General features: G+C 38.2%; 20 protein-coding genes and 1 tRNA gene. 20 read left to right on the forward strand and 1 reads right to left on the reverse strand.

Features of this window, described 5'->3' with window-relative positions:
• Positions 1-110 precede the first annotated feature (110 nt).
• The 3 genes from QM481_RS09320 to QM481_RS09330 all read left to right on the forward strand — a co-directional run bounded on the left by QM481_RS09320 (position 111) and on the right by QM481_RS09330 (position 3,328).
• On the forward strand, positions 111-431 hold the full coding sequence (locus QM481_RS09320) for a DUF3467 domain-containing protein (RefSeq protein WP_283381539.1): 321 nt from the start codon (positions 111-113) through the stop codon (positions 429-431).
• Positions 432-715: 284 nt separating this feature from the next.
• On the forward strand, positions 716-2,167 hold the full coding sequence (locus QM481_RS09325) for a tagaturonate reductase (protein WP_283381540.1): 1,452 nt from the start codon (positions 716-718) through the stop codon (positions 2,165-2,167).
• A gap of 153 nt (positions 2,168-2,320) precedes the next feature.
• Positions 2,321-3,328, forward strand: coding sequence for a PfkB family carbohydrate kinase (locus QM481_RS09330; RefSeq protein ID WP_310589662.1), 1,008 nt, complete (start codon positions 2,321-2,323; stop codon positions 3,326-3,328).
• Here QM481_RS09330 and QM481_RS09335 read toward each other — a convergent pair.
• A complete protein-coding gene (locus tag QM481_RS09335; RefSeq protein ID WP_283381541.1) occupies positions 3,325-4,776 on the reverse strand; it encodes an aminotransferase-like domain-containing protein in 1,452 nt (483 codons plus the stop codon). The genes QM481_RS09330 and QM481_RS09335 overlap by 4 nt on opposite strands.
• A 111-nt stretch (positions 4,777-4,887) precedes the next feature.
• On the opposite strand from QM481_RS09335, the gene QM481_RS09340 reads away from it, so the two are divergent.
• From QM481_RS09340 to QM481_RS09420, 17 genes are all read left to right on the forward strand, one after another.
• Entirely contained in the window at positions 4,888-5,532 is a 645-nt protein-coding gene (locus QM481_RS09340; RefSeq protein ID WP_283381542.1) for a pyridoxamine 5'-phosphate oxidase family protein, read from the forward strand.
• A 140-nt stretch (positions 5,533-5,672) separates the two neighbouring features.
• Complete coding sequence (uxuA, locus tag QM481_RS09345; RefSeq protein WP_283381543.1) at positions 5,673-6,860, forward strand: mannonate dehydratase; 1,188 nt, start codon at positions 5,673-5,675, stop codon at positions 6,858-6,860.
• A gap of 265 nt (positions 6,861-7,125) precedes the next feature.
• Positions 7,126-8,064, forward strand: coding sequence for a purple acid phosphatase family protein (locus tag QM481_RS09350; protein ID WP_283381544.1), 939 nt, complete (start codon positions 7,126-7,128; stop codon positions 8,062-8,064).
• Between the two features lie 282 nt (positions 8,065-8,346).
• A complete protein-coding gene (gene rpsL / locus QM481_RS09355) occupies positions 8,347-8,769 on the forward strand; it encodes a 30S ribosomal protein S12 (protein ID WP_095161129.1) in 423 nt (140 codons plus the stop codon).
• Positions 8,770-8,918: 149 nt separating this feature from the next.
• The gene (gene rpsG, locus QM481_RS09360; RefSeq protein ID WP_095161130.1) at positions 8,919-9,386 is read left to right on the forward strand and encodes a 30S ribosomal protein S7; all 468 of its coding nucleotides are present in this window, start codon (positions 8,919-8,921) and stop codon (positions 9,384-9,386) included.
• A gap of 223 nt (positions 9,387-9,609) precedes the next feature.
• Positions 9,610-9,680 (forward strand) — tRNA-Cys (locus tag QM481_RS09365).
• Positions 9,681-10,545: 865 nt separating this feature from the next.
• On the forward strand, positions 10,546-11,748 hold the full coding sequence (locus QM481_RS09370; protein ID WP_283381545.1) for a c-type cytochrome: 1,203 nt from the start codon (positions 10,546-10,548) through the stop codon (positions 11,746-11,748).
• Positions 11,749-11,851: 103 nt separating this feature from the next.
• Positions 11,852-14,905, forward strand: coding sequence for a TAT-variant-translocated molybdopterin oxidoreductase (locus tag QM481_RS09375; protein ID WP_283381546.1), 3,054 nt, complete (start codon positions 11,852-11,854; stop codon positions 14,903-14,905).
• 73 nt (positions 14,906-14,978) lie between these two features.
• Entirely contained in the window at positions 14,979-16,385 is a 1,407-nt protein-coding gene (gene nrfD / locus QM481_RS09380; RefSeq protein ID WP_166551575.1) for an NrfD/PsrC family molybdoenzyme membrane anchor subunit, read from the forward strand.
• A gap of 84 nt (positions 16,386-16,469) precedes the next feature.
• Complete coding sequence (locus QM481_RS09385) at positions 16,470-16,994, forward strand: DUF3341 domain-containing protein (protein ID WP_166551574.1); 525 nt, start codon at positions 16,470-16,472, stop codon at positions 16,992-16,994.
• A gap of 59 nt (positions 16,995-17,053) precedes the next feature.
• Positions 17,054-17,671, forward strand: a complete 618-nt coding sequence (locus tag QM481_RS09390) for a c-type cytochrome (RefSeq protein ID WP_095161135.1) — start codon at positions 17,054-17,056, stop codon at positions 17,669-17,671.
• Positions 17,672-17,763: 92 nt separating this feature from the next.
• Entirely contained in the window at positions 17,764-19,098 is a 1,335-nt protein-coding gene (locus tag QM481_RS09395) for a quinol:cytochrome C oxidoreductase (protein WP_283381547.1), read from the forward strand.
• A 120-nt stretch (positions 19,099-19,218) separates the two neighbouring features.
• Positions 19,219-20,334 carry a cytochrome c oxidase subunit II gene (locus QM481_RS09400; RefSeq protein WP_283381548.1) on the forward strand — a complete coding sequence of 372 codons (1,116 nt, stop codon included), beginning with the start codon at positions 19,219-19,221 and terminating at the stop codon, positions 20,332-20,334.
• A 55-nt stretch (positions 20,335-20,389) separates the two neighbouring features.
• Positions 20,390-22,279, forward strand: a complete 1,890-nt coding sequence (locus tag QM481_RS09405) for a cytochrome c oxidase subunit I (protein WP_283381549.1) — start codon at positions 20,390-20,392, stop codon at positions 22,277-22,279.
• A gap of 140 nt (positions 22,280-22,419) precedes the next feature.
• Positions 22,420-23,382 carry a COX15/CtaA family protein gene (locus tag QM481_RS09410; RefSeq protein WP_283381550.1) on the forward strand — a complete coding sequence of 321 codons (963 nt, stop codon included), beginning with the start codon at positions 22,420-22,422 and terminating at the stop codon, positions 23,380-23,382.
• 18 nt (positions 23,383-23,400) lie between these two features.
• Positions 23,401-24,288: a heme o synthase gene (gene cyoE, locus QM481_RS09415; protein WP_166551569.1), complete on the forward strand. Its 888-nt coding sequence runs from the start codon at positions 23,401-23,403 to the stop codon at positions 24,286-24,288.
• 45 nt (positions 24,289-24,333) lie between these two features.
• Positions 24,334-24,930 carry a cytochrome c oxidase subunit 3 gene (locus QM481_RS09420; protein ID WP_283381551.1) on the forward strand — a complete coding sequence of 199 codons (597 nt, stop codon included), beginning with the start codon at positions 24,334-24,336 and terminating at the stop codon, positions 24,928-24,930.
• Positions 24,931-24,934 lie beyond the last annotated feature (4 nt).

The raw sequence follows: 24,934 nt of genomic DNA on the forward strand, positions 1-24,934 counted from the left end.
CTTCCTAAGCAGTATCTTTTCAAAAGAAAAAAACTTAATTAAAAGCTGGAATAATTGAATAGGTGATGTTTTTGATTAAATTTGAAAATCAAACTTTTATGTTTTAAACTATGGCAAATCAACAAGACGAGACACAAATTAATGTAGAGCTTACAGAGGAAATGGCTGAAGGCGAGTACGTAAACCTTGCAATGATAGCACATTCACAAAGTGAATTTGTAATTGATTTTATTAAAATGATGCCAGGATTGCCTAAAGCACGTGTGAAATCACGTGTAATAATGACACCTGATCATGCTTACAGATTATTGAATGCTTTGAAAGATAACATTGCAAAATATGAGGATGTATACGGTAGTATTTCTGATGAGAAAGGCGCCATAGGCTTCCAATTCCCAACAAATTATAGTGGTCCAGTCGGAGAAGCATAACTTTCGATTTGACTATTTACTATGAAAATTTAATCCTATCTGCTTGGTTAACCTATCGGGTTTGAGTCAATTGATAGACTCCTAAATAAAAGAGTCTATCTTCTGGAATAGTTAACTCATACCCGAGAATACCAAGCCTCTACCTGTAGTACACGCATTTTCCAACCTAATGGTTTGGGACACATCAACATCCTTAAGAAATAATATCTCTAAAATAGAGTAGAATAAACCCCTTATTTTACTTTCTAGTCAAGTATGTATTTACAAATTATATTCGTTGTGTGATGGATCTTAAACTAACTAAGTCATTTTTGTCGACAGCTACTGCCCAATTTAAAGGACAAGTACAAGTGCCTGATGAAACGCTATTCTCTTTACCTGAAAAAGTATTACAGTTTGGTACAGGCGTATTATTAAGAGGCTTATGCGATTATTTTATCGATAAAGCTAACAAACAAGGTGTTTTTAACGGAAGAGTCGTTGTGGTAAAATCCACAGATAAAGGCGATGCCGATGCCTTTAATGAGCAAGATGGCTTATATACTCACTGTATAAAAGGCTTAGAAAATGGTAAGTTGATTGAAGAAACAATCATTAATAGTGCTATTTCTCGTACCTTATCTGCCCGTAACGAATGGAGTGCTATTTTGGAATGCGCACGCAACCCTGAAATGCAGATTATAATTTCGAATACAACAGAGGTTGGTATTGCATTACTCGAATCAGACAAGGTAACTTCGACACCACCGCAATCTTTTCCTGTAAAATTATTGGCATTCTTGTATGAAAGATGGAAACACTTTGGCGGTTCTGCTGAAAGCGGAATGGTGATTGTTCCAACTGAGCTGATTGTTGGCAATGGTGATAAATTACAAGAAATTGTTTTAGAACAAGCTCACCGTAACGCACTTGAGCCTGAGTTTATCGAGTGGATAGATACACATAATCGCTTCTGTAATTCATTGGTAGATAGGATTGTACCAGGGAAACCAGAAAATGCAACCGAAATCCTACAAAAATTAGGTTATCAAGACGACCTAGTAATTATGTCGGAAGTGTATCGCTTGTGGGCTATTCAAGGCGACGAGCACGTTCGTAAGGTATTGAGTTTTGCACAAGTTGATGAAGGTGTTATTATCGATAAAGACATCGAAATTTATCGTGAATTAAAACTCCGTCTGTTGAATGGAACACATACGCTGATGTGTGGTATGGCGTATTTACTAGGTTTTAAATACGTAAAAGACGTTATGGCAAATGGCTATATGAGTCGTATTATTACCAATCTCATGTTGGGCGAATTGTCGTTGGCTATTCCATATAAAGTGGATTCAAAAACAGCAGATCGCTTCGGTCGTATGGTTTTGGATCGTTTCCGTAATCCATATATCAATCATAAGTTGTTGGATATTACGGTACAATATTCAGCTAAAATGCGTATGCGTAATATTCCCATCTTGATGGAATACTACCGTGAGTTTGGTCGTGCTCCAGAATTATTTGCCATGGGTTTTGCCGCTTATTTGCAGTTTATGCATGCTGTAAAGGAGGTAAATGGCAACTATTATGGAGAATGTAACGGCGAGCATTATCAAATTAACTGTAACTACGCATCCTATTTTTACGAAGCTTGGGATAATTTTGATTTGCATAAAGTATTGTCTAATCGTAGTCTTTGGGGCGAAGATTTGACTCAACTAGCAGGCTTTGAAGAATCAGTATCTAAATACTTGTAAGCACTGTTTGTTTATCATATATTAAAATAAAAGAGGCGTTCTATCTCATCAAGAGTTTAGAACGCCTTTTTGCATTCCTAAAATAAGATTTCTGAAACGTATTTGTTATCTTTCGGAAAGCTATGTCTTATAACCATTAAGGAATCTGAAATCATGAAAAAAGTAATCACCTTTGGCGAAGTTTTGATGAGATTAACTACGCCTAATTTTGCAAGATTTTCACAGTCAGATGCTTTCAACATCAACTTTGGTGGTGGCGAGGCCAATGTGTCATCTTCTCTTGCAATTATGGGTATTCCTGCAAGCCATGTTACAGTTTTTCCTGATAATGACCTTGGTTATGCTGCTCGCACTACATATCTCAAATACGGTGTTGGTACGGAGTTTATGCAAATGAAAGGAAATCGCTTGGGTATCTATTTTGTAGAAAATGGTGCCGCTATGCGCCCTTCAAAGGTAATCTATGATCGTTTTGATTCTGCTTTTGCTTTATTGAACCCAGCTGATTTTGATTGGGAATCTATCTTTGCTGATGCGCAATGGTTTCATTTTACTGGAATATCTCCTGCTATATCGGCATCGGCTGCTGAAGCTTGCTTACAGGCAGTAAAAGTGGCTCGTAGAATGGGGTTAACTATCTCCGCAGATGTGGGCTACCGCAAAAATCTTTGGCAGTGGGGCAAAAAACCTAGCGAAGTGATGCCTGAGCTAATTTCGTATTGCGATATTATTATCTGTAGCAAAGGAGATGCAAATGATATGTTTGGAATTACACCAAATGATGAAAAGGGTAGTTTTAAATCTATTTGTCAGCAGATTTTAACTCAATTTCCCCAAGCAAGATTTGTATTGAATACCAAAAGAGGTCAAATTTCAGCGTCACATAATACCCTTTCAGGGCAATGCTGGAATGGTACCGAAATGATTAAAACGAAAACAATAGATATACCAAATATTATAGATCGAATTGGTGGGGGCGATGCCTTTATGGCTGGCTTTATTTATGCATATATTACTTTCCAAGATATTCAAAAAGCATTAGAATACGGTGTAGCTGCTTCAGCCTTGAAGCACACTGTGGAAGGCGATTTTAATTTGGCTACTTTACAGGAAATTGAAATGGTGGTAAAAGGCGATGTAAGCGGTAAACTTAAGCGCTAATCAATCATTATTTTTTTTAGAATTGACATAGATTCTTCAATTTCTGAAAGAGTCATCGAAGCAAAACCAATCCTACAAGCATTTAAAGGCTTATATGCGCTTCCGTTTGGCAAGTATAAGCCCTTTTTATGGGCATTTTCAGACAAGCTTTCTAGGGGATATTTTTCAGAAAACTTCACCCAGATGGCCATACCGCCTTGCGGTTTTTCGAAAGATACTTTTTCTCCTAGCTCTTTTTCAAATAATTCACAGGTAAAATCCCGACGCTGACGATATTCTTTAAGCGCTTTAGTTACATGTCGTCTGAGTGTTCCGTCTTCTAATAAATCAGCCAAACAAGCCTCAAGTATGGTATCTCCTTGGCGGTCAATAATTCTTCTTATTTTAGCAAGTTCTTCAATGATTTCAGGACTCGCTACTACATATCCTACTCTAAAAGTTGGTGCTATCAATTTAGTAAATGAACCAATATAGATAACTCTTCCTTGCGTATTAGCACTTGCCAATGGTAACACTGGACGATTAGCATAGTGAAAATCATAATCATAGTCATCTTCGACAATCCAAAAATGATAAGTTTCAGCAAGCTGCAATAAATGTAAACGACGCTCTGGTTTTAGCGTGACCGTAGTCGGATGATAATGGTGTGAGGTAACATACACCATCCGAATAGGATGTTTTTGACATAGCTTTTCTAATGCAATAGTATCCAAGCCATCCTCATCCACAGGAATTGTCATGGTTGTAGCTCCAAAATGCTCAAAAGTTAAATTTGTCGCTTGATAACTCAACTCACCAACCACAACCAAGTCGCCCGAACGGATGAAAGCATGAGCTACTAAATAAATCCCCATTTGGCTTCCTCGTGTGCTAAGGATATGTTCGGCATCAATGGAAAGTCCTCTAGTTTGATTGAGTAATGTTGCCAAATTTTCTCGGAAACGACGTAATCCATAAACCTCCGTATAATTCAATAAAGCTGGCTCTGCGTAGTTTATGTAATGTGCATAACGTTTGGCTAATGCTTCCCTTGGAGCTAAGCGTGGGTCAGGCAAGCCATCGTTGAAGGCAAGATGGTGTTGAATTAATTTAGGTAAAAACAAACCCGAAGCTCGGTTGTTAAGGATACTATCTTTTTCGCTCGCTTCACTTATTTGAGTAGAAATAAATCCTTTTGCTTGAACAATTGGAAGTTGATTACTCACGAAAACACCTCTTTTCGGTAAAATTTCAATCCATCCTTGCGATTGAATCTCTTCATAAGCCTGAATTACGGTCTGACGATTTATTTCTAATAAATCAGCCAATGGACGAGAACCCAAAAGTTTACAACCTTTTGGAATAATCCCACTTTGAATATGTTGAATAAAAGCATTGGCAAGCTGTACGTACAAAGGCACCGCCGAACCACGCTCCAATACTAAAATCGACTTATAGGGAATTTGCATCTGGACTATTTCGCTATTTGTAACTGGACTAATAAACTATACCAGTAAAGATAGAAGTTTGTAACATGATTTTTCAACATATCTGTTAACAATTCACATTTACAAGCACTTATGGAAGAGGTTAATTTAAAACCAAGTCGATTAGCAAAAAGAGCTAGCTATGACTCCGAACAAATTTACAGTATCCTCGACGAAGGATTGGTTTGTCAAGTAGCCTATGTAGAAAATGGTAGACCAATGATGATACCAACAGGATATTGTCGAATAGGGAATAAGCTCTATATCCATGGCTCGGTTGGGAGTCATTTTATGCGCAGTCTCGCCGATGGTCGAGAGGTTTGCCTATCTGTTTCATTGTTGGATGGTTTGGTATTAGCTCGCTCGGCTTTTCATCATTCGGTCAATTATCGTTCTGTGGTAGTATTTGCACAAGCTGAACTTATCACCGATGAGCAAGAGGCATGGGATGCTTTAGAAGCTTTTACTGAACACGTTATCAAAGGTCGCTGGGCAGAAGTTCGTGAGCCAGATGCATCCGAAATGAAGAAAACAATGGTTTTAGCGTTTTCATTGGAAAAAGCTTCGGCTAAAGTACAAGTGGGTAATCCAAGCGATGATGAAGAAGATTATGAGTTACCAGTTTGGGCAGGAGTATTACCTTTAAAACAAGTTGCTCAAGCCCCAATTACTGACCCACTCATGCGTCATGAAACGCCAATTCCTGATTATGTAGCAAATTATTCTCGCGGAAAATAAGCTTTAATCTCTAAATCAAAGAGGGTAACTTGTTGCCCTCTTCGCTATTCTTCAAATCTTTCTTAGGAATGATTGGGTAAAAAAAAACAAAGAATGCCTTTATAAATTAATCGCATCTTTTCATCCTAATCAATCTTAAAATGCCCTTAGAACAAACATTTCGTTGGTTTGGTCCAAAAGACCCTGTATCATTGGCGCATATTCGTCAGGCAGGAGCTACAGGTATCGTAACAGCACTTCACCATCTGCCCAATGGCGTAGTTTGGTCGTTAGAAGAAATTTTGACTCGTAAAGCCGAGATAGAAAAAGCAGGACTTAATTTTTCTGTAGTAGAAAGCGTTCCTGTACACGAAGACATTAAAAAGCGTTCTGGCAATTATTTGCAATACATCGAAAACTATAAGCAAAGTTTGTTAAACCTTGGTAAAGCAGGGATTGACACGGTGTGCTACAATTTTATGCCTGTATTGGACTGGACTCGTACCGATTTAGATTACCCATTAGCTGATGGTTCAACAGCCCTACGCTTTGATGCGACTGAATTTGCAGCTTTTGAAGTATTTATTCTAAAAAGAAAAGGTGCAGAAGAAAGCTATACTGAAAGTCAATTGCAAAAAGCACATACTTGGTATAATCAAGCGAGTGAAGCTGCCAAAACCAAGTTGATTCGTAATATTATTGCAGGTTTGCCTGGGAGTGAAGAAAGCTTTACAGTAGAAGAATTTGCTGCTGTATTAGGGACTTATCATGAAGTTGGAGATGCAGAATTGCGTGCCAATCTTTATGAATTCATCCGAGCTATTACTCCAGCAGCAGAAGAAGCAGGCATCAATCTAGCCATTCACCCTGATGATCCTCCATATCCAATTTTGGGCTTACCACGAGTTGTAAGTACCGAAAGTGATGCAAAGCAACTATTAGCCGCTTACGAAAGTTCTAATAACGGTCTTTGTTTCTGTACAGGCAGTTATGGTGTGCGTGAAGACAATGACCTAGCAGGTATGGTCGAACGCTTGGGAAGTCGCATCAACTTTATTCATTTACGTGCAACCAAACGAGACGCAGAAGGCAATTTCTATGAAGCTGACCATCTCGATGGTGATGTAGATATGTATGGTGTTATGAAAGGTCTTGTCTTGGAACAACGTAAGCGTATCGCAGAAGGTAGAAAAGATTATCGTTTGCCTTTCCGTCCAGACCATGGGCATCGTATGTTAGATGACTTAAATCCTGAAAAGCGTACCAATCCGGGTTACACCGCTATTGGTCGTTTGCGTGGCTTAGCCGAGCTTCGTGGATTAGAATTAGGAATCGCCAGAAGTTTGTAAAATCTTAAGCCTATGTCAAAAGCATAGGCTTTTTTATTTTTAATTTAGGGAAAAAGTCGAGTTGTATTACTTTAATAATATTGTATTGTTAAATCCTTGCAGATAGTCATAGAATATCCTCAATAGAAGTCTAATTTTGACATACTATTGAGTACAACTTTAAGATTATCTGTGTACTATCGACAATTGACAATCAGAATACTTGAATATCAGTGTTTTCTCAAGGAGATTGTCGAGGTACATAAACTTAATTTTCTGAAAAATTATGAAAAAAGTATTTTACCTACTAGCCAGTATATGTTTGTTGGCTGCAAAAGCTGAAGCTCAGGAAGTTCAAAAACACGAAGGGGCTTTGAAATTTTTGGTAATGGGCGATTGGGGGCGTGTTGGCGAAGACCACCAAAAGCCTGTAGCAGACCAAATGGGAAAAGTAGCCAAACAAATTGGTAGTGAGTTTGTCATTTCTACAGGAGATAATTTCTATCCAAGAGGTGTTCAAAGTGAATTTGACCCATTATGGAAATATTCTTTTGAGGATATCTACACAGCTTTCTCTTTGCAGTGGGATTGGTATCCTGTTTTAGGGAATCACGATTATGGTGGCAACCCCGATGCACAGGTTGCCTATTCAAAAATTAGTCGTCGTTGGCGAATGCCAGCTCGTTATTACACTAAAACCTTCCAAATAGATGGAGGTAATGAAGTGTTAGTAGCGTTTATTGATACCAACCCATTGATTCCTGATTTTTATAAAAATAAAGATTATGGTCCCAATGTGATCAGTCAAGATAGCACAGCTCAGAAAAAATGGTTAGACAAGGTACTGTCGACAAATTCTCCAAAAGTAAAATGGAAATTGGTAGTAGGGCATCATCCATTGTTTACGGCTACCGAAAAACGCAGAGAAAGTTACGATACCAAAGCGGTGAGAGCATCCTTAAAAAGTGTTTTGGATAAGCACCAAGTAGATGCCTATATCTGTGGTCATGACCATGACTTGCAACATTTACTTCCTCCAGGTAAAACACACTATTTTGTGTCAGGGTCTGCTTCTGAAAGTACAGCTATTGGAACATTACCCATCAGTAAGTTAGCTAGCAACGAATATGGCTTTATGGTGTTTTCTGTAACGAGCAACAAACTCAATGTTCAAGTGGTAAATCAAGACGGTAAAGTCATTTACACAACAGAACTTACCAAATAAGATTTAAAAGATTTAATTAAAAGCAAGGGGATTTTGTGCTATGGCTGTCACAAAATCCCCTTGCTTTTTTATATGCAAAATACAGTAATTGTTACAAAGCCCTAATTCTGAGATAATTATTAAACGTATTGATAAAATAATTGTATCAAACCTTTTGTTTATCAGAGACTTTACGTAATTTTGCACCCCTGATTTGAGCGACTATCAAATGAATTTCTTAGAAAAGTGCAGTTGAAATCATTCAAATTAGGAAAGTGTATCTCTCAATAACAACAAGACAAAATGCCAACTATACAACAGTTAGTACGTAAAGGTAGAGAGCAAATGACTTGGAAGTCAAAATCTCCAGCCTTAGATTCTTGTCCACAACGTCGTGGCGTTTGTACAAGGGTATATACTACAACGCCAAAGAAACCAAACTCTGCGATGCGTAAAGTAGCCCGTGTACGTTTGACAAATGGTAAAGAAGTAAACGCATACATTCCAGGTGAAGGTCACAACTTGCAAGAGCACTCAATCGTATTGATTCGTGGTGGTCGTGTGAAAGACTTACCAGGGGTTCGTTACCACATTATCCGTGGTGCATTGGATACTGCAGGTGTTAACGGTCGTCGTCAGCGTCGTTCTAAATACGGTGCTAAACGTCCTAAGCCAGGTCAAGTTCAAGCTCCAGTAAAAGGCGGAAAAGGCGGTAAGAAAAAGTAATTTGAAAATTTGAAAATTCGTTAATTTGAAAGTGTAAAGTATTCATTTTCAAATCTTCAGATTATCATATTTCCAAATTCAACAACCAGTCCAGTATGCTAAGTTAAGAGCAGAAGCTTGGGCTATCATTAAAAAACTTAACAAATCCAATGAGAAAGGCAAAACCAAAGAAAAGATACGTGTTACCTGATCCTAAATTTAGAGATGTAATGGTAACTAAGTTTGTTAACAATTTGATGTACGATGGTAAAAAATCAACGGCATTCAACATTTTTTACGGTGCATTAGACAAAGTTGAAGATAGAACAAAAGAAAACGGTTTGGAAACGTTCAAAAAAGCTTTGAACAACGTAATGCCAGCTGTAGAAGTAAAAAGCCGTCGTGTAGGTGGTGCTACATTCCAAGTACCAACAGAAGTACGTGCAGATCGTAAATTGTCAGTAGGTATGAAGTGGTTGATTCTTTATGCTCGTAAGCGTGGAGAAAAAACAATGGTAGATCGTTTAGCTGGTGAAATCATCGCTGCTGCTAAAGGTGAAGGTGCTGCTGTTAAGAAAAAAGACGATACACACCGCATGGCGGAAGCGAACAAAGCGTTCTCACACTTCCGTTTCTAATTCTAATCAAGTTAACAACACTCAGAGATACACACAAAGAAAGGCAAACTCAGCAATGGGTTTGCCTTTGCTTTTATGGCAAAGCGCTATTTATAAAAACATAGTATTGTATTAGGTATAATTACTATTTGAAAATCAGTGTCTTATAAAGTATTTATGTTTTTTTGCTCAAAAAGTTTGGTAAATGCCTCATGAATGCCTAATTTTGCATTCCAAACAAAAGGGTCTTGTGGCCGAGTGGCTAGGCAGAGCTCTGCAAAAGCTTGTACAGCGGTTCGAATCCGCTCGAGACCTCAAAAGCGTAATTAGTGAAAGCTAATTGCGCTTTTTTTTGCTCCAATCTTACTGAAGTAAGTAATAAATGACGAATAATTTTTCAATGCCACTCCTTATTACATTTTAGAATACTCGCCTTCATTTGTATTCTCAACTAACAGTCACTTAATATCAGACAATTGTACTACATACCTAGCATTTACCTTCTGTTTGAATGTTTCTCCTCATCCAAAAATTGAGGGTATAGAAAGTAAAAATCACCTAGTTTTATCTTTATTTATTAACATTATTTTCTCACAGATAAAGATAAATTCTTCTATCTCAGTAAATAAGCAATTTTAGTATTTTTCCAAGATTTAGTATTTTATAAAGATTACCAATTCTATCATATTACTATGCTATTTTGGCTGTATAAAAACTGAGAAAAAAAATGACAAAAATCATACTGATGTATGCAAATTGGACAGTGACAAGGATGGTGAATTCAAAAAAATGAACTAAATTCGAAGCTTTAATTTGGTGGACAAAGGGTCTTGTAAATGCTGAATAGGTAAGGCTGAGTGAATTAAAATGAACTAGCTGATTTTGTGGAAATTATATAGGAGATTTTTAAGCCGTATATTCAACAAAATTGCAAATAACTTAGAATTATTCTAAATAGTTTACAACTATACCAATTTTGCTGAAAATCAATAATAAATAAATTGGTTCGTAATTATTCCGATTGTACTTTTGTGACCCGAAATAGTGTGTTTCTTCTAGTTTTTTGCCTTAGTTTTTAGATTGAAAACTCTAAAAATAAATGGAAGTATCAGATTATTAGGTGAATAGTTTAGCGTAGTACTTAATTATTAAAATTAGTTTATAGATTCTTATGATAACCATGAAACGCTTGAAAATTGTTGCTTTGACAATGCTACTGGGAATGTTTGCCTCGGTTGTAAGAGTAAATGCTCAGGATGTAGCAGAAGGAGAGCAAATTTTCAAAAACAACTGTGCGGCTTGTCACAATACAAGTGCAGAACCTTTAGTGGGGCCAGGCCTTCAAGGTGTAGGTCAAAGAAGACCGTTGGATTGGATTGTAAAGTGGGTTCACAACCCTCAGGCAGTTATCGCCAGTGGTGATAAATATGCTAATGATCTTTACAACAAATTTGGTAAGGCTCAGATGACAGCATATCCGGGTTACTCGGAAGCTCAAATCAAGAGTGTACTTGCTTACATCGAAGCACAAAATGCAGCTCCAGCGGCTCCGGCAGCAGGTGCAGCTCCAGCGGCAGGTGCAGCAGCTCCAGCAGCTGAGTCTAACGGTGGAATGCTACAGTATATCCTAATCGCACTTCTTGGCGTGATGGTATTGGTATTGGTTGCATTGTTGTCAATTGTTACTACGCTTTCTAAATTGGCATCGGTGTCTGCTGAAGAAGCTGAAAGTATTCCTTTATTGCAAAGAATTGCTGAAAATGGTAAAAAATTAGCAGCAAATAATGCTTTCAAGACAGGTGCCGCTCTTTTGATTACCTTATTGATTGGTAAAGCTACGATTGATGCTGCTTACGGTGTAGGTATTCACCAAGGCTACGCTCCAGAACAGCCAATCCATTTCTCTCACAAACTTCACGCTGGTGACTATCAAATCAATTGTGGTTATTGCCACACAGGTGTTTACAAAGGTAAAGGTGCTAACGTTCCTTCTCCAAACATCTGTATGAACTGTCACAATACAATCAAGCGTGAGTCTCCAGAAATTCAAAAAATTTACCGTGCTATCGAGAAGGATGAGCCAATCCAATGGATTCGTGTTCACAACTTGCCTGATTTAGCATACTTCAACCACTCTCAGCACACTAATGTAGCTGGCTTAGAGTGTCAAAACTGTCACGGTGAAATTCAGAAAATGGAAGTAGTTGAACAACGCTCAACATTGACTATGGGTTGGTGTATTGACTGTCACAGAAAAACTGACGTAAATACAAAAGGCAACGCATACTATGATAAGCTTGTTGAAATTCATAATAAAGAAAACAAAGAACCTTTGAAAGTTGCTAACATCGGAGGTTTGGAGTGTTCAAAATGTCACTACTAAGAAGTCAAATGTCAGAAGCAAAAAACAAAAACGTTTTTCTTGCTTCTGACTTGTTACTTCATTTTAATATTCAATAGTTTCTGTTTATACTGTTATAATATATATGGAAAATACTACAAAAAGGTATTGGAGAGGGATTGAGGAGTTAACTAACGATGCTGAGTTCGTTAAATATGCAGACCGTGAGTTCGGTGATGCCCCATCAGCAGACGAGAAAGAAGGTGCTATCTTCGATGGTACAGGATCTCATCGTCGTGATTTCTTAAAAGTGTTAGGTTTCGGTATGTCGGCGGTAGCGTTGGCAGCTTGTGAAGCTCCAGTTAAGAATACGATTCCGTACTTAAATAAGCCAGAAGATGTTGAGCCTACTATTGCTAACTGGTATGCTTCAACTTTTGTAGATGGCGGTGAATACGCTTCTATCTTGGTAAAGACACGTGAAGGTCGTCCTATCAAAATTGAAGGTAACAAAGCTTCTTCTGTATCTAAAGGTGCTCTTTCTGGACGTGCTCAAGCGTCTGTTTTGAGTCTTTATGATAACGAAAAACTAAAAGGGCCTCAAATTGCAGGTAAGGCTGCTGATTGGGCTTCTGTAGATAAAGAAATCATCTCTGGATTAGCTAAAGGTGGACAGATCAGAATTGTAACAAATTCTATCTTGTCTCCTACAACTAAGAAAGTTATCGGTGATTTTATTGCTAAATACCCAACTACTAAAGTTGTTACTTATGACGCAAACTCGTTGTCAGGTTTAGTAGCAGCTAACGGTGTATTACCAAGCTTCGATTTTAGCAAGGCAAAGACAATCGTTTCTTTGGGTGCTGACTTCTTAGGTACTTGGATTTCTCCATCTGAATTTGCTGCACAGTGGGCTAAAACTCGTCGTGTATCTTCTGCAAAAGGTGGAAACAAAGAAATGTCTCGTCACTATCAGTTTGAGACTATTATGTCTAACACTGGTGCTAACGCTGACTACCGTGCAACATATAAGCCATCTCAAGAAGGTTTAGTTGCAACAGCTCTTTATAATGCCGTAGCGGCAAAAGTAGGTGCTCCTGCTTTATCAACATCTGCTGTAAAAGTTGAGTATTTGGAGAAAGCTGCTGCTGACTTAGTTGCTTCAAAAGGTGCTTCTATTGTAGTATCTGGTTCAAATGACGCTTCTGTTCAAGCTGTTGTAGCTGCAATCAACGGATTAGTTGGTGCTTATGGTACAACAATTGATTTAGGAACTCCAGCTAACTACCGTCAAGGTTCTGATGCTGAAATGAATCAGTTCATTAACGAAGCTAAATCTGGTGCAATTGCTGCGGTTATCTTCTACAACGCAAACCCAGTTTATAACCACCCACGTGGTGCTGAATTGGCTGAAGCTCTTCCAAAAATTGCTTTAACAATTGCGACAAACGATAGAGCTGACGAAACAGCTTCATTGGTAAAATATAACACTCCTGACTCTCACTTCTTGGAGTCTTGGAATGATGCTGAGCCTAAAAAAGGTTTCTTCTCATTGACTCAGCCTACGATTTCAACAATTTTCAAAACTCGTCAAATTCAGTCTAGCTTATTAACATGGGCTGGTTTGAATGCTGATTATGCTTCTTACTTGGAGTCTAACTGGACTAGCAATATTTTAAAGGCTGGTAAAGTTCAGTGGTCACAAGTATTGCATGATGGTGTGTATGAGTTTGGTTCAACACCTAGCGCTGCTGCTCCTGCTGTGAACTTGGCTGATGCCGCTGCTGCTATCTCTAAGAACTACAAAGCTTCTTCTGATAAATTAGAATTAGCAGTGTATGAGAAAGTAAGTATGGGTACTGGTTCTCAAGCAAACAACCCTTGGTTACAAGAGTTGCCTGAGCCAGTGTCTAAAGCTTGTTGGACAAACTATTTGGCAGTTTCTCAAAAGACAGCTGCTGAATTGAAATTAGAGCAAGACAAAGAAGCTGAGTTGACTATTGGTGGCAAGTCTATCAAATTGCCAGTGTTGGTTCAACCAGGTCAAGCAAATGGTACTATCGCTGTAGCTATCGGTTACGGACGTACAAAAGCTGGTAAATCAGCTGATGGAGTAGGTGCTAATGCTTATCCTTTCATCTCAACTGTTAATGGTACGTTAGCATTCTTCAATACTGGAGATGTAGCTATCAAATCAACTGGAGAAGAGGTTAAAATTGCTCAAACACAAACACACAATACTGTAATGGCTCGTGAGGCTGTTGTGCAAGAAACAGTATTGTCTGAATACAAAAAGAATGTAGAAGCAGGACGTTTCAAACCAGAAATCTTAACAGCTGAAGGTAAGAAAACTGCAACTGATATTTCATTGTGGAATGGTCACAAATACAACAACCACGCTTGGGGTATGGTGATTGACTTAAATACTTGTACTGGATGTAGTGCATGTGTGGTGTCATGTTCTGCTGAAAACAACGTTCCAGTTGTAGGTCGTCAAGAAGTTATCAACCGTCGTGAAATGCACTGGATGCGTATCGACCGTTATTACTCTTCTGATGCGGATATTGAAGATTTAAAAGGATTGGAAGTAGCTTCTGAAAACCCAGAAGTTGTATTCCAACCAATGTTGTGTCAACACTGTAACAACGCTCCTTGTGAAACAGTATGTCCAGTATTGGCTACTACTCACTCGACAGAGGGCTTGAACCAAATGACTTACAACCGTTGTATCGGTACACGTTACTGTGCTAACAACTGTCCATACAAAGTACGTCGTTTCAACTGGTTCCGTTATTTCCAAACTGATGACTTCGATTTCCATTTGAACAATGACTTAGGTCGTATGGTATTGAACCCAGACGTTACTGTTCGTTCACGTGGGGTAATGGAAAAATGTTCGATGTGTGTTCAACGTATCCAAGCTGGTAAGTTGGAAGCTAAGAAAGAGAAGAGAAGACCAAAAGATGGAGAAATCCAAGTGGCTTGTGCTCAATCTTGTCCAACAAGCGCTATTACTTTCGGAGATATGAATGATCCAGAATCAGAAATTTCAAAAGTATTAGAAGCTGAAAAAGTTGGCCGTTCGTTCGGTGTGATTGAAGAAATCAACGTTAAGCCAAATATCTCTTACTTAGTAAAAGTACGTAACAAAGAAAGAGAAGCAAAAAAGGCTGAGGGCGAGGCAAAAGAACACGCATAAGTAAGAAATTAGAGAGGGAGAAATCCCTCTCATATAAGAACATAACGAATTTAAAACTATTAAATCTTAAAATATGTCGCACGTAGTATCACCAATAAGAGAAACCCTCGTAGGAGGTGGTAGATCTTATCACGATGTAACACAAGACATCTGCAAGCAAGTTGAAGGTGAACCAACGAAAGAGTGGAAAATTGCCTTTTCTGTGTCTTGTGTGATTTTCGCCTATGGTGCCTATTGTTTAGGTTACACATGGTGGCAAGGAATTGGAGTTTGGGGTTTGAACAAGACCGTAGGTTGGGCTTGGGACATTACAAACTTCGTATGGTGGGTAGGTATCGGTCACGCTGGTACGCTTATCTCTGCTGTATTGTTGTTGTTCCGTCAAAAATGGAGAACTTCAATTAACCGTGCAGCAGAAGCAATGACAATCTTCGCAGTATTATGTGCTGCTTCATTTATCTTGGCTCACATGGGTCGTCCTTGGTTGGCTCACTGGGCATTGCCACTTCCAAACACATTTGGTTCTATCTGGGTTAACTTCAACTCACCATTGGTTTGGGACGTATTTGCTATCTCAACTTACCTTTCTGTTTCATTGGTATTCTGGTATTTAGGTCTTATTCCTGATTTGGCTACAATCCGTGACCGTGCTCAGACTAAGGCATCTAAATTCTGGTATGGTTTGTTCTCTGTGGGTTGGACTGGTTCTGCTAAAACTTGGGCTCGTTATGAATATGTGTCTTTGATTTTGGCGGGTATCTCTACTCCTCTTGTACTTTCTGTACACACAATTGTATCAATGGACTTTGCTACTTCGGTAATTCCGGGATGGCACACTACAATCTTCCCTCCATACTTCGTTGCGGGTGCTATCTTCTCAGGTTTTGCTATGGTGCAAACTTTGTTGTTGATTACTCGTGTTGCGTTTAAATTGGAAGATTATATCACCATGGAACACATCGAAATGATGAACATCATCATTACAGTAACAGGTTCTATTGTTGGTATTGCTTACTTAACTGAGTTCTTCATTGCTTGGTACTCAGGTGTAGAATACGAAAGCTACTGTTTCATCAACCGTGCATTTGGTCCTTACTGGTGGGCTTACTGGATGATGATGACATGTAACGTAATCTCTCCACAGTTGTTCTGGTTCAAGAGTATTCGTACAAACATCCTTATTTCATTCATCCTTTCGGTTGTTGTGAACGTGGGTATGTGGTTCGAACGTTTTGTAATCATCGTTTCTTCATTGCACCGTGACTATATTCCATCTTCTTGGGCAATGTTCTCTCCAACGATGTACGATATTGGTGACTATATTTTCTCATTCGGTTTATTCTTCACATTATTCTTCTTGTTTGCTAAGTTTTTGCCAGTAATCAACATGGCAGAGGTGAAAGCAGTAATGAAAGGAGTTTCTTCAAACTATCCTTATAAGAAGAAATCTGAAGGAGGAAAAGAATCCGTTACTCATTAATAATCATTCAAAAGGGAAGGTGCAGAAAGCTTCTGCACCACTTCTAACTTTTGAAATTAATATCAAGACATAACGAATATTAAAATGAATACAACAGAAAAATACTTGGTTGGAGTTTACGACGATGAGGACGAGGTATTACACGCAGTAACTGAAGTAAAAGGAAAAGGCGTGAAAATTGAGGAAGTATATACTCCTTTCCCAATCCACGGACTTGATACTGCTATCGGTCACCCGCGTACAAGAATTCCTATCGCTGCATTCTTGTTTGGTTTAACAGGTTTGACTTGTGCTCAGTTCTTGATCAATTATACAATGGTTTTTGACTGGCCAATGATTATTGGTGGTAAGGATTTCTTTGCATTACCTGACTGGATTCCAGTTACTTTCGAAGGTACAGTATTGTTCACTGCATTTGGTATGGTATTTACCTTCTTTGTATCAAATAGCTTGTGGCCAGGTAAAACGCCAAAAACGTTTGATTTAAGAAGTACTGACGATAAGTTCATCATGACAATCAACATGGGAACTAATAAGAAATCTGAAGCTGAGATTGAAGAAATTTTGAAAGCTTCTGGTGCAATCGAAGTGAATGTAAAGCAATTCTAAGCATTGAACCTTAGGAATTCCCCTAAAGCAATGTCCAACGACTAATTAAAATCAAAAATATGTTAACTAATAAATACATAGGTCTGTTTTTATCGGGAGTTGTTGCTTTATCTGCAACTTCTTGTAAAGATAGCCATAATGACACTGGAACAGAATTTGCTCCAAACATGTACCACTCGGTTGCATACGAACCAATGACTCAAACTGAGGGTGAGTTGAATACAATCAACCCTTATGGTATGAACATGCGTACTCCTGTTAAAGGAACTGTACCACGCGAAAAATTTGCTGCTGCGGATGGAGACACTGTAAATAGCAAATTAATGAAAATGGATATGATTGCTCGTAATATCGGTAAAGACGATATGGCTTCTTCAGAAGCATTGTTGTCGAATCCATATCCAGCAACCCCTGAAAACATTGAAGCAGGTAAGACTCAATATGAAAGATATTGCCAACACTGCCACGGTGAAGCTGGTAAAGGCGATGGCTTAGTAGCAAAAATGTACAAAGGGGTGCCAGTTTATTCATCGGATGCCTTGAAAAGTGTAAACGACGGACATATTTACCATACTATTACGCATGGTAAAGGACGTATGTGGTCACACGCTTCTCAAATTTCATCGGCAGACCGTTGGAAAATTGTACTTTATGTACACGAATTGCAAAAGCAATAATCTACAGTTTTGTAGTTATTAAGCTTAGTCAAAAAAAGCATCAATTTAGATGCAATCTTTCATACTATTAAACTTACAAACTTTTAAGTATAATGGCGGGACATTCACATTTTTCCCCAGCAAACGTCGAGGAGTTTTATGAATTTACTCCGGAGGCACGCAAGAGAGTGATCACTGCGATGATCATTGGTGCTGTGCTTTTGGGTATTGGCGTTTTCTTCTTAGGAAGTGGTGAGCACGAAGCTGCTCACGCAGTGGCAGGTCATGCTGCTGAACATGGCGGAGAGCACCTTTCTGGCGGTGCAGTTTCTCACCATGAATCACCTTGGAATCCATTAAATCGTCTTTGGGTTAACCTTTGGATGAATGGTGTTTTCTTCTCAGGTATTGCCGTAATCGGTATGTTCTTTGTTGCAGTACAGTACCTTGCTAAAGCAGGTTGGTCATCTGTAGTAAAAAGAATTCCTGAAGCTTTTCCTAAATTCTTGTATTTTACATTCCCTGTATTGCTTTTGTTGTTTATTTTCAAAGGTGATGTGATTTTCCACTGGATGCACCATGGAATCACTGACCCTGCAAGTGAACACTACGATAAAATTATTGCAGGTAAAAAAGGATATTTGAACTTCACTTTCTTCTTGGTTCGTTTGGTTGCTATTTTTACTGTATGGATTGTTCTTTGGAACATGATGCGTAAAAAATCAATCGAAGAGGATTTGAACGGTGGAACACAAAACTTCTTTGACATGGTACGTATCGGTACTGGTTTCGTTGTAGCAATGGGTATTTCTTCTTCATTGTCTGCTTGGGACTGGGTTATGTCTATCGATACTCACTGGTTCTCAACAATGTTTGGATGGTATATGTTCTCTAGCTGGCATGTAACTGGTTTAGCTACAATTACATTGACTGTATTGTTCTTGAAAGACAAAGGATATATGCAGTATGTTAGCGATAGCCACTTGCATGACTTAGGTAAGTTCATGTTTGCGTTCTCTATTTTCTGGACTTATGTATGGTTTGCTCAATTCTTGTTGATTTACTATGCTAACATGCCAGAAGAAACAATCTACTTCTTAGAGCGTTGGGAAGGACACAACAAAGTGTACAAAGCAGTTGAAATCTTGAACGTGTTCATGAACTTCTTCTTCCCATTCTTGATCATGATGACTCGTGATGCAAAACGTACTCCGATTTTCTTGAAAATCTGTTGTTTCTTTGTGATTGTAGGTCACTATTTGGATTTCTACCAAATGATTATGCCGGGTACGGTTGGTCCTCACGGTGGATTCGGATTAGTTGAGTTTGGTACTGTTATTTTGTTTGCTTCAGCATTTATTTATGTTGTATCTACAGAATTAACAAAAGCGTCTTTGGTTGCTAAAAACCACCCTTTGTTGGAAGAGTCGCTTCACCACGATATTTAGTGAATAATTGGATGCCTACGGGCATCCAATTATTTTCTCAGAATTTTCGAATTCGGTAAAACATTTTTGCTGAACATTTCATTTTAAGAATTAGATTCAAAACAATAAATTAATTCAGACATGACATATCTAATAGGTCTTTTGTCAGTAGTATTCTTGGGTTTGGCAATTATGATTGTCTCTAAGAGTATTGCTCTTTCGAAAGGTATTCAGGGTGCTGATGACTCTGATGCTCGCGTAGATGGGGCCAATAATGGTAATGCCTTTGGTTTTCTAGTATTCCTTGTATTAGGTTCTATTGCCGCTGCTTGGTCTTTCCTTCACTCACAGCCAGACTTCCTTCCAGTTGCTGGTTCAGAACACGGTTTGAAAACAGACCAAATGTTCTGGATTTCAATGGGTGTTGTTACAGCTGCTTTCTTCTTAACTAACACATTGTTGTTTGTTTTTGCTTTCTTGTACCGTTACAAGAAAAACAATGTAGCTACTTTCTATCCAGTAAACCACAAGTTAGAAATCATTTGGACAATTATTCCAGCTATTGTAATGGCCGTATTGGTATTTACAGGTTGGAGAATTTGGAGAGATATTACAAAACAAGCTCCAGAAAATGCAGTTGTAATTGAAGTAACTGGTCACCAATTTGGTTGGTATGTACGTTACGCTGGTAACGATGACAATAAGTTGGGTAACCAAAACTATAAATTGATTGACGATACAAACCAGATTGGTATCGACTTCACTGACGAAAGTTCTTTTGACGACTTTACAGCGAATGAATTGCACTTACCAAAAGGTGTACCTGTATTGTTAAAAATTAAAGCACAAGACGTACTTCACTCTGTTTATTTGCCATACCAAAGAGTTAAAATGGATGCCGTTCCTGGTATGCCTACTAAATTTTGGTTTGTAGCAAACAAATCTACAGATGAGATGCGCGCAGAGTTAGGTAAATCTGATTTCAACTATAAGTTGAACTGTACAGAAATCTGTGGTCGTGGTCACTTCGGTATGGCTATCACAGTATTTGTTGATGAACCAGAAGATTATAAAGCTTGGGTTGCACAACAAAAACCTTTCTTGACTCAAAATCCTGATTATTTAGCAAAAGTTCCAGAAAAGTTAAAAGGAAAAGCCCAAAAGTATGCTCCTGCTGAAGCTCCTGCAGCTGAATCAGATAGTACTCAAGCTGCTGCTGGTGCAGCTCCTGCAACTGCTTCTTTGAGAAGAAGATAATCAATTTTTGAAATAGAGTTTTGAACAATTACTATTAGAATAATCATTGTAATCTATGGCAACTGCGACACTACACGCAAACGACGCTCACGCACACGGTCATGACCACGAGCACGAGCATCATGAGCCTGGCTTCATCAGAAAGTATATTTTCTCTGAAGACCACAAAACAATTGCTAAGCAATATTTGATTACAGGTATCATCTGGGCTTTCTTCGGTGGTGCTTTGTCAATTATCTTCCGTTTACAACTTGGTTTCCCTGATATGAACCTTGACTGGTTAAAACCAGTATTGGGTGAGTGGATCGTGGAAGGTAAACTGGAAAAAGAATTTTATCTAGCGCTAGTAACTATGCACGGTACCATCATGGTATTCTTTGTATTGACTGCTGGTTTGTCGGGTACGTTCTCAAACTTCTTGATTCCATTACAGATTGGTGCAAGAGATATGGCTTCAGGTTTCTTGAACATGTTGTCATATTGGTTCTTCTTCTTATCATCTGTAATTATGTTTACGTCTCTTTTCATTGAGACAGGTCCTGCTTCAGGCGGTTGGGTAATTTATCCTCCATTGTCAGCACTTCCACAAGCTATGCCAGGTTCAGGCTTAGGTATGACTATGTGGTTGACAAGTATGACATTCTTCATCGTTTCACAGTTGTTAGGTGGTGTTAACTATATCACTACAGTGATCAACTTGCGTACAAGAGGTATGTCATTTACTAAAATGCCTTTGACTATTTGGGCGTTTTTCTTTACTGCGGTATTAGGTTTGTTGTCTTTCCCAGTATTGTTGTCTGCTGCTTTATTGTTGATTTTTGACCGTAGTTTCGGTACATCATTCTATTTGTCTGAAATCTATATCGGTGGTGAAGCGCTTCCAAACGTAGGTGGTTCAGCTATTTTGTACCAACACTTGTTCTGGTTCTTAGGTCACCCTGAGGTATATATTGTATTGTTGCCTGCTTTAGGTATTACTTCTGAAGTTATTGCAACTAACGCTCGTAAACCTATCTTCGGTTACCGTGCCATGATTGGATCTATGATGGGTATTACAGTTCTTGCGTTTATCGTATGGGCTCACCACATGTTCGTAACTGGTATGAACCCATTCCTAGGTTCAGTGTTTATGTTCTTGACGTTGATTATTGCTGTTCCTTCAGCAGTTAAGGCGTTTAACTACATTACAACGCTTTGGAAAGGTAATATCATCTTTACACCAGGTATGTTGTTCTCTATCGGTCTTGTATCGTTGTTTATTTCTGGTGGTGTTACTGGTATTATCTTAGGTAACTCTGCATTGGATATCAACTTGCACGATACATATTTCGTAGTAGCTCACTTCCACTTGGTAATGGGTGCTGCTTCTTTCTTCGGATTGTTGGCAGGTGTGTATCACTGGTTCCCTAAATTGTTTGGTCGTATGATGAACAACACTTTAGGTTATATCCACTTCTGGTTGACATTTGCAGGTGTTTACTGTGTATTCTTCCCAATGCACTATATTGGTATCGCAGGTTTCCCTCGTCGTTACTACTCATTCACTGCTTTGGCAAACAATGCACAAGATACATTTGCTGATTTGAACGCATTTATCTCAATCGCTGCGATTTTGACATTTGCTGCTCAAGCAATCTTTGCATTCAACTTCTTCTATTCAATTTTCAAAGGTAAGAAAGCTACTCAAAACCCTTGGAACTCGAATACTTTGGAGTGGACTACTCCAATCATCGTAGGTCACGGAAACTGGGAGGGAGAAATTCCAGCAGTATATCGTTGGCCATACGACTATAGCAAGCCAGGTTCAGCATCTGACTTTATTCCTCAAAATGTTCCGTTCTCGGCAACTCCTGAGTCGAACTTACCAGAGGAGAATGAAGAAATTGCTAATGAAAAAGAAATCGAAGGTTTGTTGGCAGTACAAAATGATGTTTACAATCATTAATAACTGCATATATTGATTTGAGAATGTAGAGTGTGGAAAATCTACACTCTACATTCTCAAATTCATTTTTGGGAATTACCCAATTATACTTTTTCAAGATTTGATTCTTTTGATTCAATCTAAAATCCAATTTTAAATCTATGTGGTTCCGTAAGCTTGGTCTTGTTACAATCGTCTCGATTTACTTATTAGTATTAGCAGGAGGTATTGTAAGAAGCACGGGGTCGGGAATGGGTTGTCCGGACTGGCCAAAGTGTTTTGGCATGTGGGTTCCTCCCACAGAGGTAAGTCAGTTACCTCCTAATTATCAGGAAATTTATGCTGAGAAACTTCACGGAGAGGTGGAGTTTAATTCTGTAAAAACATGGATTGAATATGTGAACAGATTGGTAGGTGCGTTTACAGGTATTGTAGTTTTTGGCGTATTTGTAGCTTCGTTTAGTTATCGTAAAAGAGATAAAAAATTGATTTTCTTATCATTCTTATCGGTAATCTTGATTGGTGCAAATGCTGCATTAGGTAAATTTGTAGTTGACTCGTTTTTAAAACCTGGTGTTGTTACAGCACACATGTTATTGGCAATTTTAGTAGTATTTGTGCTACTTTACTCTATTGCAAGAGCGTGGTCTGAAGTTATCGAAACTGAAAAAGTTACAAATAAGCCCACTTTAAATAAGATATTATTACTTCTTTTGATATTGTCAACCGCTCAGGTATTGATTGGAACACAGGTTAGAGAAGCTATCGATAAAATTATTGCAAACCCTATTTTTGGTTACGACCGCTCTACTTGGATAGAACAATTAGGTTTGTCTTTTTACATACATCGCTCTTTCTCATTAGTATTGCTAGGCTTGCATGTGTATTTGATTATTCAGTTAAAAAAGAATATTCAAGCAGAAGGAATTCTTTATAAGTTTTTCAAAGCATTAGTACTATTGGTGATTGTTGAAATTGTATCAGGCGCCGTAATGGCGTACTTCAGTGTACCAGCTTATATTCAACCTGTACACTTAACACTAGCGATTGTAGCACTTGGATTACAATTTGTAATCTTATTGTTGCTCAATTCTGAAAAAGTATTTCAAAAGGAAACGGCGTAAACGAACGTCAAGTAACAAATGGTTACCACAAACGAAAACATCTCAATAGGTACTGCTGGTAAGGTAAAAGCATATTATGAGTTATTAAAGTTTAGATTATCATTCTTAGTAGCATTCTCTGGAGCATTTGGTTATTCACTTGCAGTAGAAAGAATCGATTGGGAACGATTAATTTTGATAAGTTTAGCAGGTTTTCTTATTACAGGAGCTGCAAATATTGTCAATCAAGTTAAAGAAATAGAGTTAGATAAACTCATGAAACGTACAGCAGGTCGACCACTTCCAACAGGGCGATTATCTGTCAAAGAAGCTTCAATATATTGTTTGATTTTGCTATTGCTATCAAGCTATATATTGTTTTTTGAGTTCAACTTCAAAGCAGGGGTCATTGGCGTTCTTTCATTTATTTTATATGGATTTGTATATACTCCTCTCAAAAGAGTTGGTCCCATTTCTGTATTTGTAGGAGCAATTCCAGGGGCATTTCCTCCGATGATTGGCTGGATTGCAGCTACAAACCACTTTGGCTTGGAGCCTGGCATTTTGTTTGCCATCCAGTTTTTCTGGCAATTTCCTCACTTTTGGGCAATTGCATGGGTCGCTGATGAAGATTATCAAAAAGCAGGATTTAAAATGCTTCCGAACAATGGACACAAAGATCTGCGAACAGCAATCACCATTATGATCTATACCATCTTTTTGGTACCATGTGGCTTTGTTCCTTATATGCTTGGTATGGCTGGTGTTAATTCCGCTATGATTGCGGTACTTTGTGGAGTATTGTTTTTATCTCAAACCTTTTACTTAATGATGAAGCCAACAGATAAATCTGCATTGATGATGATGTTCGGCTCGTTTATTTATCTCCCTATCGTTCAAATTGCCTTTTTGATGGATAAGGTATAGCCTGTAAAATATTTAGAGAGAAACAACAAGCAAAAACTTAATATAATGACACAAGAACACTTGAAAGATATAGACATGGGTGAAGAACCCGTAAAAACTATGTCGATGAACCCTAAGAAGTTTATGCTATGGCTTGCAATTGCATCAATTACGATGATGTTTGCTGGTTGGACTTCGGGATATTTAGTAAGAAAAGCAGAAGGGAATTGGCATGAATTTAACTTACCAAATATTTTCCTGTATTCTACAGGTGTGTTAGTAGTAAGTAGTGCGTTTATGCATTTGGCAGTAAAGGCAGCAAAAAAAGATAACTTCAATACACTCAAAATAGCAATTTCTATTACTTTTGCATTTGGGATGGCCTTTTTGTTTATGCAATGGTATGGCTTTTCAGACCTTGTAAAAAAACAATTGCACTTCTCTGGAAGTGATGTTGCATCTTCTTGGATTTACGTTTTTGTTGGTATCCACGGGTTGCATATTATCTCAGGTTTGGTTGTACTGTTATTCTCGTTAGTGTCATCTTTCAGATTAAGTATCAACTCTAACAACCTAACACGCATACAACTTTGTGCTACCTATTGGCACTTCCTTGATGGACTATGGTTGTATTTGTTCTTTTTCTTGTATTTTAATCGTTAATTTT

The sequence above is a fragment of the Flectobacillus rivi genome (assembly GCF_030056655.1).
Classification (GTDB): Bacteria; Bacteroidota; Bacteroidia; order Cytophagales; family Spirosomataceae; genus Flectobacillus; species Flectobacillus rivi.

Coding starts and splice junctions, on each gene's coding strand:
- QM481_RS09320 (WP_283381539.1), top strand. CDS start 111: ATGGCAAATCAACAAGACGAGACACAAATTAATGTAGAGCTTACAGAG.
- QM481_RS09325 (WP_283381540.1), top strand. CDS start 716: ATGGATCTTAAACTAACTAAGTCATTTTTGTCGACAGCTACTGCCCAA.
- QM481_RS09330 (WP_310589662.1), top strand. CDS start 2,321: ATGAAAAAAGTAATCACCTTTGGCGAAGTTTTGATGAGATTAACTACG.
- QM481_RS09335 (WP_283381541.1), bottom strand. CDS start 4,776: ATGCAAATTCCCTATAAGTCGATTTTAGTATTGGAGCGTGGTTCGGCG.
- QM481_RS09340 (WP_283381542.1), top strand. CDS start 4,888: ATGGAAGAGGTTAATTTAAAACCAAGTCGATTAGCAAAAAGAGCTAGC.
- uxuA (WP_283381543.1), top strand. CDS start 5,673: ATGCCCTTAGAACAAACATTTCGTTGGTTTGGTCCAAAAGACCCTGTA.
- QM481_RS09350 (WP_283381544.1), top strand. CDS start 7,126: ATGAAAAAAGTATTTTACCTACTAGCCAGTATATGTTTGTTGGCTGCA.
- rpsL (WP_095161129.1), top strand. CDS start 8,347: ATGCCAACTATACAACAGTTAGTACGTAAAGGTAGAGAGCAAATGACT.
- rpsG (WP_095161130.1), top strand. CDS start 8,919: ATGAGAAAGGCAAAACCAAAGAAAAGATACGTGTTACCTGATCCTAAA.
- QM481_RS09370 (WP_283381545.1), top strand. CDS start 10,546: ATGAAACGCTTGAAAATTGTTGCTTTGACAATGCTACTGGGAATGTTT.
- QM481_RS09375 (WP_283381546.1), top strand. CDS start 11,852: ATGGAAAATACTACAAAAAGGTATTGGAGAGGGATTGAGGAGTTAACT.
- nrfD (WP_166551575.1), top strand. CDS start 14,979: ATGTCGCACGTAGTATCACCAATAAGAGAAACCCTCGTAGGAGGTGGT.
- QM481_RS09385 (WP_166551574.1), top strand. CDS start 16,470: ATGAATACAACAGAAAAATACTTGGTTGGAGTTTACGACGATGAGGAC.
- QM481_RS09390 (WP_095161135.1), top strand. CDS start 17,054: ATGTTAACTAATAAATACATAGGTCTGTTTTTATCGGGAGTTGTTGCT.
- QM481_RS09395 (WP_283381547.1), top strand. CDS start 17,764: ATGGCGGGACATTCACATTTTTCCCCAGCAAACGTCGAGGAGTTTTAT.
- QM481_RS09400 (WP_283381548.1), top strand. CDS start 19,219: ATGACATATCTAATAGGTCTTTTGTCAGTAGTATTCTTGGGTTTGGCA.
- QM481_RS09405 (WP_283381549.1), top strand. CDS start 20,390: ATGGCAACTGCGACACTACACGCAAACGACGCTCACGCACACGGTCAT.
- QM481_RS09410 (WP_283381550.1), top strand. CDS start 22,420: ATGTGGTTCCGTAAGCTTGGTCTTGTTACAATCGTCTCGATTTACTTA.
- cyoE (WP_166551569.1), top strand. CDS start 23,401: ATGGTTACCACAAACGAAAACATCTCAATAGGTACTGCTGGTAAGGTA.
- QM481_RS09420 (WP_283381551.1), top strand. CDS start 24,334: ATGACACAAGAACACTTGAAAGATATAGACATGGGTGAAGAACCCGTA.